Source organism: Salinarimonas sp. NSM (genome assembly GCF_052380005.1).
GTDB lineage: Bacteria > Pseudomonadota > Alphaproteobacteria > Rhizobiales > Beijerinckiaceae > Salinarimonas.
Genome location: NZ_JBQTCJ010000007.1, coordinates 40,214 through 50,808, shown reverse-complemented (window position 1 = coordinate 50,808; position 10,595 = coordinate 40,214). Strand labels below are relative to the sequence as shown.

The following is a 10,595-nucleotide window of genomic DNA, read 5'->3' as shown; positions in this document are numbered from 1 at the left end:
GAGAAGAGCGGGCGGGCGCCGTCCGCGACCAAGATCCGTATCAGCTACATGAGCAGCATCGAAAAGCGGATGAAGGCGCTGGGAAGCCCGTTCGCCGACATCGACGCCGCCTACGACGCGGACGGGCTGGAGCAGCTGCGCGCGGCGCTCGCCACAATGACGAAGGACTATCAGGAGGGCGGCACGGCCTACCGCGCGCTCATGCCGAGCTCCGTCGGCTCGCGGCACAGGCTGAACGGGTTCCGGAACGCCCTGGAGAGCTATCGCCGGTTCAGAGCCGCGCCCGACGGACCGCTCGCCGTCGACGGAGAGGATCCCGACGTCCCCACGCCGACGAACCTGATCCTCTACGGCCCTCCGGGAACAGGCAAGACCTACGCCACCGCCGCCGAGGCGGTTCGCCTGTGCGACGGCGAGGTCCCGGAAAAGCGGGCGGAGCTGATGGCCCGCTATGCGAAGCTGCGGGAGGCCGGCCAGATCCGCTTCGTCACCTTCCACCAGTCCTATTCCTACGAGGATTTCGTGGAAGGCCTGCGGCCGGTCTCGGCGGAGCCCGGCGGCGAAGGCTCGGGCGACGACGGTCCAGGCTTTCGCCTCGTCCCCGTCAAGGGCGTTTTCCGAGAGATCTGCGCTCGCGCCGAGCAAGCCCGCAAACGCGGCGGCAGCGCACCCTTCGACGTCGGCGAGCGGAGCGTCTACAAGATGTCGCTCGGTCGCGCCGGCTCCGAGGACGAGGTCTACGACGCGGCGCTCGCCGGCGGATACATCGTGCTGGGCTGGGGCGGCGACGTCGACTGGTCCGATCCGTCCTATGGGGATTTCGCGACCGTCAAGGCGCGCTGGAACGAGATCGAGCCGGGGGTGAGCGGGACCAGCGGCAACGTCGCCCAGGTATGGCGCTTCCGGGAGCAAATGCGCGTGGGAGACCTCGTGGTCGTCTCGGCCGGAAATCACAGCTTCCGCGCCATCGGAGAGATCACGAGCGGATACCGCTACGAGCCCACGGGTTTCCGGACCTACAATCATCGCCGCGACGTCCGCTGGCTCCTGAAGCTCGACGAGCCTCTCGGCGTCGACGAGATCTACGCCAAGCCGTTCACGCAGCAATCCTGCTACCGGCTCTCCGACGACCACCTCAAGCGCGAGGCCCTGTCCCGGCTGCTACCCGGCGAGGCCGTCGATGACGACCTGCCGCCGGACCAGTTCGTGCTCGTGATCGACGAGATCAACCGCGCGAACGTCTCGAAGGTGCTGGGCGAGCTCATCACCCTGCTCGAGCCGGACAAGCGGCTGGGCGGCGAGAACGAGATCCGCCTGACGCTTCCCTATTCCGGCGACGCGTTCGGCGTGCCGGACAACCTCCATATCGTCGGCACGATGAACACCGCCGATCGCTCCATCGCGCTCCTCGACACCGCGCTGAGGCGGCGTTTCGTCTTCCGCGAGCTGATGCCGCGCCCGGAGCTGCTGGCGGCTGCGAGCGCGGCGACGGGGATCGACCTCGGCGAGTTCCTCCGGCGCGTCAACGAGCGGATCGAGTACCTCGTCGACCGCGAGCGCCAGATCGGCCACGCCTACCTCATGGCCTGCCGCACCCGGGCGGAGGTCGACGAGGCGATGCGTCTGAAGATCATCCCGCTCCTCCAGGAGTATTTCTTCGAGGACTGGAGCAAGGTCGCGCTGGTGCTCGGCGATCCCAAGGGCCAGCGTTTCCTGGAGCGCATCACGCTGAAGCCGCCGCCGGGGCTCGACGAGGACGGCGCCGAGCCGCGCGTGAGCTGGCGCGTCCGGGACAGCTTCCCCCTCGACGCCTACGATCCTGCATGATCCGGCGCAGCGTCTCGGAATGGGCGCACATCCCCTATGGCGACGGCCCGGACGAGATCCCGCGCTTCGCGGCGGACCGGATCGCCGCCGCCGCACGGGCCTCGCCGCTCGCCGGCGCGACCGGGACGGGCGTCCTGGAGCACGGCCGCACGGGGCTGCGCGCCCGGAACATCGTGGGGGTGATCGCCGCCGAGGGCTGCTCGCTCGAGATCCTGCCGAAGATCGACGGGCTCGACGGCGAGGGCGCGGTCCGCCGCCGGCTCGTCCGCATGCTCGCCGTCGCCCTCGATCTCGACCTCGCCGCCGGACGGCTCACCGCACTCGATACGCAGCGGGAGGATCTCCTGGAGATCCTCGTGCGCCTCTTCGCCGAGCGCCTGGCCGAGGCCGTGCGCCGCGGAATGCCGCGGGCGTACGTTCCCGAGGAGGGCGATCTGACCGCCCTGCGCGGCCGTCTCGACCCGAAACGCCAATTCACCACGCTGCTCGCGACGCCCCAGAAGCTCGCCTGCCGCTACGACGCGCTCTCGCCGGACATCCCGCTCAACCAGGTCATGAAGGCCGCCGTCGGCGTCCTCACGGGCCATGCACGGCGAGAGGCGACCCGGCGGCTCCTGCGGGAGCTCGCGTTCGTCTATGCGGACGTGCCGGCTCCACCGCCCGGGCATCTCCGCTTCGATCTGATCCACCTCGACCGCAGCAACGCGCGCTGGCGCGACCTCGTTGAGCTGGCGCAGCTGCTGCTCGGCGGTCGCTTCCAGACGACCTCGTCTGGGCCGCAACGCGGATTCTCGCTTCTCTTCGACATGAACGCGCTGTTCGAGGCCTACATCGCCCGCGTGCTCGCCCGCGCTCTTCGGCAGGACGGGTTGACGGTTGTCGCCCAGGGCGGGCGCCGCTACTGCCTCACCGACCTCGCGACCGGGTCGCAGGCGTTCCAGACCCGTCCCGACCTGATCGTCCGGCGGGGAGACGCGATCCTGCTGGTGGCCGACACCAAGTGGAAGCGTCTCGCGCCGCGGATCGACGACCCGAAGCAGGGTGTCTCTCAGGCCGACGTCTACCAGATGATGGCCTACGGTCGCCTCTACGCCTGCCCGCGCTTGGCCCTGCTTTACCCGCATCATTCCGGTCTCGGGGCGGATGAAGGGCTTTCGAGCCGACATCGCGTGGCAGACTGCGAGGACGAGATCGCCGTCCTCACCCACGATTTGGCGAGCGAGGACGACGCGCTCGAACGCTTGAGAACTGGACTGGCGCCCCTGATCGGCACACCGGGCCTCGCGGCCGCGATCGGGCTCTGAATTCGGAATACCGGCTGGGCTACTTTCGTCAGGACGGCAGCCTGGAGGAACGCTCGGTCGGGCCGACCTCGCCGCCTTCTACGGGGATACGTGCCGTGCAGTGACGCCATATCGCTTGCATCAGATGCAGTTCCGCAGGGCGACGCTGAAGGTTTCCGCGAAGGACGTCCGCGGCAGGAAACGGCTGAGGCCGTGCGAGACGCGTGGAGCGTGGTCCGTCACGTCGAGGTCCACCGTATCGCCCTCGGCGGGAACGCGCGCCAGGCTGAAGTTCGGCACTGTGACCTCCAGGTTCCAGTGCCCGTTTCGCGCGTAGGTTCGCATCATGGAGCCGGGCACGTAATGCCCGAACGCGTCCATTCCCTCCACGACGGTGATAGGATCGAACGCATTCGGCTCCTGGAGGCGGCGGCTCGCCTCTTCGTCCTTTTCCGAGACGAGGGCCGTCAGGACACCCGGCTGGCGGCAGAAGACGGTCACCGTCCCTGTCTGGTCTCGTGTCTTCGTGAAGGCCACGACGCCGGACTTGTACGGCTCGATCCGCCAAGGGTCGAATTCCCGAGGGTTCCACGTCACACGGAACGACGTCAGCTCGTCGTGGTCGAAGAAGTGCATTTCGCCGGGGGACGTCATCGCTGCCGTCGTCACGATCTCGGCGCCGGCGCCCATGCGAACGACATATTCGAGTATCACGCCGGTCATGATCTGCTGGCTCGACAGGTCGTAGGCGTCGAAAGCCTTTTCCGTCGGATTGGTGAGGGCCGCCCCGTCGTAGAATTGGTGCACGCCGACCTCGCCCGGCTCTGCCGAGCGCGAGACGCCCCCGAGAAAAGCGTAGGCGCAAGCGGACGCGCACACGCCAGGGACGATCTCGTGGCCGAAGCTCGAGACCCCGTCCCTCACCGAGGCGCCGACGGCGGTCCAGAACCCGTACTTACGAATAAGCTCCCCGAGACGCAGCCCTGCGACGAGATTGCCCCCGCCCGAGTTGAGATAGAGGGTCGGTCCTCCCGAGCCCCCGAACTCGTCCTCCACGAAGCGCTCGAAATCTTCCGGGGTCTCGGACGTGATGACGCCGTCGGCGATAACCCACTCGCAACCGTGGCAGTTTCCGCCGTTGCCTTGAAGTTCGAAGCGCATTAACTCCGCTTGGCAGGTTTCTCCCGCAAGAGAGCCGATCGCGGCGAGGAGGAGAACCGCCCCGAGTTTCATGTTTTGTGCGACCTTCACGAGCGACATGCTGCCGGCGCAGCGGTAAAGCATTTCGGCGTACGCTGACAAGGACGTAAGCCGCTCCATCGAGGCAAATCCGCGCCTCCGAGTGAAGGGCGAAAATGATCGTTACCTCCAGCTTCGCGACCACGGCTCGATGCTGACCGCGGCGGAGGCGAATGCCGATGGACGCTCGCGAAGCATTGGTTACGCCAAAGGTTGGCTACCCTTCGACCACCGCTTGCTCTTGCGCCCGTGCTTCGTCCGCGCTGTTGTCCCGCGAGCGGCACCGACCGTGTCCGCATCGCGACGATAACGCTGGCAAATGACCGGGTACACGGACGTTGGGAAAGGGTGCCCCCCTTCTCCGCCCTTTCGTCGTTGCCGCCATAGGCCGATCTCTGCGAGACGAGAGGTCGGTCGGATCGGATCGCGGCGAGCTGCTTCGGCCGATCGCCAACCATTCTGTAACCTTAATCTACCATTTCCTGCTGTCTCAGGGCCAACCGTCTTGTTCCGGTCGTCGAGCCAGTGTAAATGTGTAATGTTCCACGGTAACGGCTGTCGCCGACCGTGATCCGTTGATCCGCAAAGCTTTGCGGGCGACCGGAGTAGCGAGTCCCTCCTCCGCTACCATCCGTTCCTCGACATCGACCCACTTCTGCCGCCCTGCGCCGTCGACCGGCCGTCTGCGCCGCAGCCGCCCGCGCCGTGCCGAGATCACGCGCCGTGCAGCACCAGGCGCATTCCCGCCTCGAAACAGGGCGTCAGCGGCCGCCCCGCGATGGCGCGCGTCACGACCGCCTCCGCGCCGCGAGCGCCGTCGCCTTCGTCTCGACGAGCGGCGTCGTCGACCAGGTGCGGATCAGGGGGAGCGCCGCGCCGCCGACGCACAGCGCCAGCGGATGCTCCGGGTCCGGGTCGGCCCGCCAGAAGCACCAGGCGGCGGCGTCCTGGCCGGGCTCTCGGGTCGTGAAGCGGATCGCGCCGGGGGTGCCGAGGTCGAACCAGAAGGATGCGAGCGAGAGCGACAGCCCCAGCCCGCGCGCCTTGATGTAGGCCTCCTTCAGGGTCCAGTGCTCGAAGAAGCGGTAGGCGCGCGGCGCCGCGTCGAGGCCCGCGAGCGACTGCGCCTCCTCGGGCGCGAAGGCGTGGGCGGCGAGGCCCGGGAGATCGCCGCGGTCGCGGATGCGCTCGACGTCGACGCCCACGGCGCGCCCCACGGCCGCCGCGAGGACGACGAGATCGCCGGAATGCGACAGGTTGAAGGTGAGCCCCGGCACGGCGGCCGCGCCGTCCGCGTCGAGATGCGGCTTGCCGAAGCGATCCGGGACGAAGCGCCAGGCCTGCGGCGTGCGCGCGCCGTAGCGCGACAAGGTCGTGCGCACGAGCGCACGCGCGGTCGCGTAGCGCAGCCGATCGGCCTCGAAGTGGAAGCGCCGCTCGCGGGCGCGCTCCTCGTCCGTCATCAGGTCGCGATAGGCCTCGACGAGGCCGGGCGTGGCGCGCACGGCGTCGATCCGGCTGATCCAGAGGTCGACACCGTCGCCCGGCGTCGCTCCCGCCTCGGTTGCCGGCGCGCTCATGTCTCGTACACGCACAGGAGGTCCTTGCGCGCGATCCGCCGCTCGCGCGGATAGCCGAAGGCGTTGTTGACGTAGGTGACGCCGTCGCGCTCGATGCGCTGGTTGACGTGGCTGTGGCCGTAGACGTGCAGGCTGCCGCCGAGCGCGCGGATCTGCTCGTCCATGCGCCGGCTGCCGAGCACGGGATCCAGGAAGCGGTAGGTCGCGGGGATGCGCTCCGGGATCAGGTCGATGCGCGGCAGGAAGTGCGAGAAGGTCAGCGTCGTCGCGTCGGCGAGGGGCTGCAAGGGCGCGTTGAGCCGCAGGAAGGCGGAGGTGACGTCCCACGCGCCCAGGCCCTCCGGCCAGCGGCAGGCGCGGAAGTCCATCCACGACAGGCGCAGCCGCGCGTCCGGCTCGCCGAAGCTGAAGTCGTACCAGCCGAGCAGCGGCACGATGCGCAGGCCGCCCTGGCGCCATGCACGCATCGAGGCGCCGCTTTCCCGCGCGACGTGCTCAACGGCGCGGAACTTGGCGAAGCTGTCGCCGTCGCCATCGTCCGCGCCCACCCACAGATCGTGGTTACCCGGCACGAACAGGACCGTGCGGAAGCGCTCCGCCAGGAGCTCGAGGCCATGGGCGAGGAGCGGCAGCGCGCTCGCGACGTCGCCGGCGAGGACGAGCACGTCGTCGCGGTGGTCGACCCGCGACAGGCCCTGCAGCCAACCAAGATTCTCCGGGTGGTCGATGTGGATGTCGGAGACGGCGAGCACCCTCATGGGCCGGGATCCCGGAAGGTCGCCGGCGCGAGCCGCTCCAGGTAGGGCAGGTCCCGCGGGTCGAAGCTCCGGCGGATGCGGGCGATGCGCGCGAGCGCCCTCTCGCGCGACACCATCAGGTGCCCGCGCAGCTCCACGCGCGCCTCGGCCACCCGCCCGGCGCGCAGCTTGCGCACGACGGCGAGGTGCTCGGGCAGGAAGGGCTCGACCTCGAACATCGCCAGCGTGCGCGGGTAGAGGAAGCGGTGGGCGATGAGGAGCGACTGGTGCAGCCGGATCGCCTGGAGAAGGGCCTCGTTGCCGCAATGGCCGAGGAACTGGACGTGCATCTCGTCCTCGAGCGCGTCGAGCTCGGTGCTGCCGAGGCGCTCGGGCGCGGCGAGGCCGGCCTCGAGCCGTGCCTCCATCCGCGCGAGCAGCGCGGCCGGCGCGCGGGCGGCGGCCTTCTCCAGCGCCTCGGGCTCGAGGATCGCGCGCACCTCGTAGAGCTCGCCGACGTGGGTCGGCGTCAGCGCCGGCGCGACCCAGCGCGCACCCTCGCCCTTCTTGACGACGCCGGCCTGCTGCAGGCGCCCGACCACGTCGCGCGCCACGGTGCGGCTCACCCCGTAGTGACGGGCGAGCTCGCTCTCGACGATCCGCCAGTCGGCCAGCAGCGTACGGGCCACGATCTCGCTCTCGACCTCGTCGTAGATGCGCTCCCAGGTCGCAACGGCGCGCAGCCGCCCCGAGACGGCGTCGGCGGCGGCGGCCGTGGCGGGGGCGACCGCGTCCGCGGCGGCCTCGACGACGTAGCCGCGCCCTTGCGTCTTGCGGACGAGCCCCGCCTCGGCGAGGCGGGCGAGGGCCTGGCGAGCCGGAGGGCGGCTCACGCCGAAGCGGCTCGCCACCTGCGTCTCCCCGATCCGCTCGCCGGCCTGGAGGCGTCCCTGCGCGATCTCCGCGGCCAGGATGGCGAAGACCCGCTCGTTGAGGCGCGGCACCGCTCCTGTAACGGAAGGCTCCCTTGCGGCGGACGTCCGGTCCGGCGCAAACGTCCCGCTCGTTCCGTCCGTGACCGCCACACGTCCCATCCCGTTGCCGAGCGGCGCGGCGCGCCGCTCAGATCCCCGACGCCAGATAGCCCCCGTCGACGCGCAGGGTCTCCCCGTTGACGAATGCGGAGGCGTCGCTCGCCAGGAAGATAGCCGCGCCGACGAGCTCCGGCAATTCGCCCATGCGTCCCATGGCACACCGCCGCACCGCCTCCTCCTTGCGCGCCGGGGACATGCGCTCGCGGTTGAGGTCGGTCGGGAAGAAGCCGGGCGCGATGGCGTTGACCCGCACGCCCGAGGCGCCCCATTCCGCCGCGAAGCTCCGCGTCAGCCCGACCACGCCCCACTTGCTCGCGCTGTAGGCGGCGGCCTGCGCCCAGCCTGTGTGCGCCGCGAGCGAAGCGATGTTGACGACTGCGCCTCGCCCCGCCTCGATCATCGCCGGGGCGAAGGCCGTGCAGGCGAAGAAGACCGACTTCAGGTTCGTGTCGAGCACGCGGTCGTAGGTCTCCTCGTTCACGGCGAGCGCGGGCTCGATCGCCGTCGTGCCCTGGCAGTTCACGAGCACGTCGACCGGGCCGTGCTCGGCGCGCACCCGCGCTGCGAGCTCCTGGAGCAGCTCCGGCTGGCGGGCATCGAGCGCGTAGGCGGTGCGGCGCCCGTCGGCGTCCGAGCGCCCGGCGGCGTCGAGCGTCGCCCTGCGGCGACCGGCGATCACCACCCGCGCGCCCGCCTGCCGGTAGGCTGCGGCGATCTCGCCGCCGATGCCGCCGGTGCCCCCGATGACGACCGCGAGCCGGTCTCGCAGCGAGAACATGTCCATCCTGTCCCTCCCTCCCGCGTCGCGGCGGCGGCGCCTTCGCCGAACGTCGCGTCTTCCCCAAACGTCGCTCTTGCGCCGCGCTCCGAAAAACGTACAATGCACACAGTAGACGTTACAAGAGCCCGACGCGACGGGAGACGCCGGCGAGAGACTCGGCGCAGGGTCGGCACGGGGAGGAGACGAGATGGGTGGACGGCTCGCAGGCAAGCGCGCGCTGGTGACCGGCGCCGGTGCCGGGATCGGCCGGGCGATCGCGCTCGCCTTCGCGGCGGAGGGTGCGCACGTCGTCGCGGCGAGCCGCACGCGTGCCAAGATGGAGGACATGCCGCGCATCCATGCGGCGATCGCGCCCGTGGCGCTCGACGTCACCGATCCGCGGGCCGTCTCGGACGTGCTCGGCGGGGAGCGCGCGTTCGACGTCGTGGTCAACGCGGCGGGGTGGGTGCACCAGGGCACGCTGCTCGCCTGCTCGCTCGCGGACTGGCGCGCGAGCTTCGAGCAGAACGTCACCTCCGCCTTCCTCGTTCTCAAGGCGACGCTGCCGGCGATGATCGCCCATGGCGGCGGCTCGATCGTCAATGTCGCATCGGTCGCCTCCACCGTCACCGGAGTCGCCGAGCGCGCGGCCTACGGTGCGAGCAAGGCGGCGCTGATCGGTCTCACCAAGGCGGTCGCGCGCGACCATATCCGCGAGGGCGTGCGCGCCAACGCGCTGTGCCCCGGCACCACGTCCTCGCCCTCGCTCGAGGCGCGAATCGCCGCCGACGACGATCCCGAGGGCGCGCGTCGGCGCTTCGTCGCCCGCCAGCCGATGGGCCGGCTCGGCACGGTCGAGGAGATGGCGGCGGCGGCGCTCTACCTCGCCAGCGACGAGGCCGCCTTCGTCACCGGCACGGTGATGCTCGTCGATGGAGGGCAGACGCTGTGAGCGCCGCCGACGACGCGCCCGAGGCCGCTTACGCGGCGCGCATCCCCGAGGCCGGGCTCGCCGCCTTCTGCCGCGCGGTTCTCGCCGGGGCCGGCGCCGATCTCGAGAGCGCGGATGCGGCGACGCGCGCGATGCTGCACGCCTCGCGCCACGGCGTCGACAGCCACGGCGTGCGCCTGCTCGACCACTACGTCCGCGCGCTCGTCGGCGGCCGGGTGAACGGCACGCCGACCCTCGCCTTCGACCGCTCCGACCGGCCGGTGGCGATGCTCGACGCGGACCACGCCCATGGCGCGCGCGCGACCTACGCTGCGATGGCGCGCGCCGGCGCGGCCGCGCGGCGCTTCGGCATCGGGGCGGTCGGCATCCGCAACTCCTCGCATTTCGGCGCGGCCGGCGCCTACGCACTCGCGGCGGCGGAGGAGGGGCTCGTCGGCATCGCGGTGTGCAATTCCGACGCCTTCGTGCGCCTGCAGGGGGGTGCGGAGCGCTTCCTCGGCACGAACCCGATCGCGGCCGCAGCGCCCTGCGGCGAGGGGCGGCCGTGGCTGCTCGACATGGCGACGAGCGCCATCCCCTACAACCGGATCGTGCTCCACCGGAGCCTCGAGCGACCGCTGCCCGAGGGCGTCGCCTCCACCGAGGACGGTGGCGACACGCGCGACCCGGACCTCGCCGCGATGCTCGCGCCGCTCGGCGGCGCCTTCGGCTACAAGGGCGCGGGACTCGCCGGGCTCGTGGAGATCCTCTCCGCCCTCCTCACCGGCATGGGCACGAGCGCCGAGCTCCTGCCGATGACGGGGCCCGACTTCGCCACGCCGCGGGGGCTCGGCGCCTTCGTGCTCGCCCTCGACCCGGACGCCTTCGTCGGTCGCGCCGAGTTCGAGGCCGGCATGCGCCGCTACCTCGCCGCCCTGCGCGGATCGCTGCCCGCCGAGGGCGCGCGCGTGCTCGCGCCCGGCGACCGGGAATGGGCGCAGGCCGAGGCGCGCGCCCGCACCGGCATCCCCGTCGATCCCCATTCGCTCGAGGCCTTCCGCCGGCTGGCGGCGGCCTGGGACGTGCCCCTCCCGGCGTCCGCGCCGGAGGGGGGCGACACCGGCTCCAACGCATGAGCCGTCTC

General features: G+C 70.9%; 9 protein-coding genes. 4 read left to right on the top strand and 5 right to left on the bottom strand.

Annotation, left to right across the window (positions count from 1 at the left end):
* Nucleotides 1-48 precede the first annotated feature (48 nt).
* Together ACTZWW_RS04925 and ACTZWW_RS04920 are read left to right on the top strand one after the other, a co-directional pair.
* Nucleotides 49-1,827, top strand: a complete 1,779-nt coding sequence (locus tag ACTZWW_RS04925; protein WP_444779827.1) for an AAA family ATPase — start codon at nucleotides 49-51, stop codon at nucleotides 1,825-1,827.
* Nucleotides 1,824-3,131 (top strand): McrC family protein, encoded by a 1,308-nt coding sequence (locus ACTZWW_RS04920; protein WP_444779826.1) that lies wholly within the window; start codon nucleotides 1,824-1,826, stop codon nucleotides 3,129-3,131. The genes ACTZWW_RS04925 and ACTZWW_RS04920 overlap by 4 nt, the downstream gene beginning before the upstream one ends.
* 120 nt (nucleotides 3,132-3,251) lie before the next feature.
* On the opposite strand, the gene ACTZWW_RS04915 is transcribed toward ACTZWW_RS04920, so the two are convergent.
* From ACTZWW_RS04915 to ACTZWW_RS04895, 5 genes are all read right to left on the bottom strand, one after another.
* A complete protein-coding gene (locus ACTZWW_RS04915) occupies nucleotides 3,252-4,412 on the bottom strand; it encodes a hypothetical protein (RefSeq protein WP_444779825.1) in 1,161 nt (386 codons plus the stop codon).
* Nucleotides 4,413-5,137: 725 nt separating this feature from the next.
* Nucleotides 5,138-5,929: a 4'-phosphopantetheinyl transferase family protein gene (locus tag ACTZWW_RS04910; RefSeq protein WP_444779824.1), complete on the bottom strand. Its 792-nt coding sequence runs from the start codon at nucleotides 5,927-5,929 to the stop codon at nucleotides 5,138-5,140.
* Entirely contained in the window at nucleotides 5,926-6,687 is a 762-nt protein-coding gene (locus tag ACTZWW_RS04905; protein ID WP_444779823.1) for a metallophosphoesterase, read from the bottom strand. Before ACTZWW_RS04905 ends, ACTZWW_RS04910 begins: the two co-directional genes overlap by 4 nt.
* Nucleotides 6,684-7,670 carry a GntR family transcriptional regulator gene (locus tag ACTZWW_RS04900; protein WP_444779822.1) on the bottom strand — a complete coding sequence of 329 codons (987 nt, stop codon included), beginning with the start codon at nucleotides 7,668-7,670 and terminating at the stop codon, nucleotides 6,684-6,686. The genes ACTZWW_RS04905 and ACTZWW_RS04900 overlap by 4 nt, the downstream gene beginning before the upstream one ends.
* Nucleotides 7,671-7,788: 118 nt before the next feature.
* Nucleotides 7,789-8,544, bottom strand: a complete 756-nt coding sequence (locus ACTZWW_RS04895; protein ID WP_444779821.1) for an SDR family NAD(P)-dependent oxidoreductase — start codon at nucleotides 8,542-8,544, stop codon at nucleotides 7,789-7,791.
* A gap of 184 nt (nucleotides 8,545-8,728) precedes the next feature.
* Between ACTZWW_RS04895 and ACTZWW_RS04890 the strand changes: the two genes are divergently transcribed.
* On the top strand, nucleotides 8,729-9,472 hold the full coding sequence (locus ACTZWW_RS04890; protein ID WP_444779820.1) for an SDR family oxidoreductase: 744 nt from the start codon (nucleotides 8,729-8,731) through the stop codon (nucleotides 9,470-9,472).
* Nucleotides 9,469-10,587, top strand: coding sequence for an Ldh family oxidoreductase (locus tag ACTZWW_RS04885; RefSeq protein WP_444779819.1), 1,119 nt, complete (start codon nucleotides 9,469-9,471; stop codon nucleotides 10,585-10,587). The genes ACTZWW_RS04890 and ACTZWW_RS04885 overlap by 4 nt, the downstream gene beginning before the upstream one ends.
* Nucleotides 10,588-10,595: the final 8 nt, after the last annotated feature.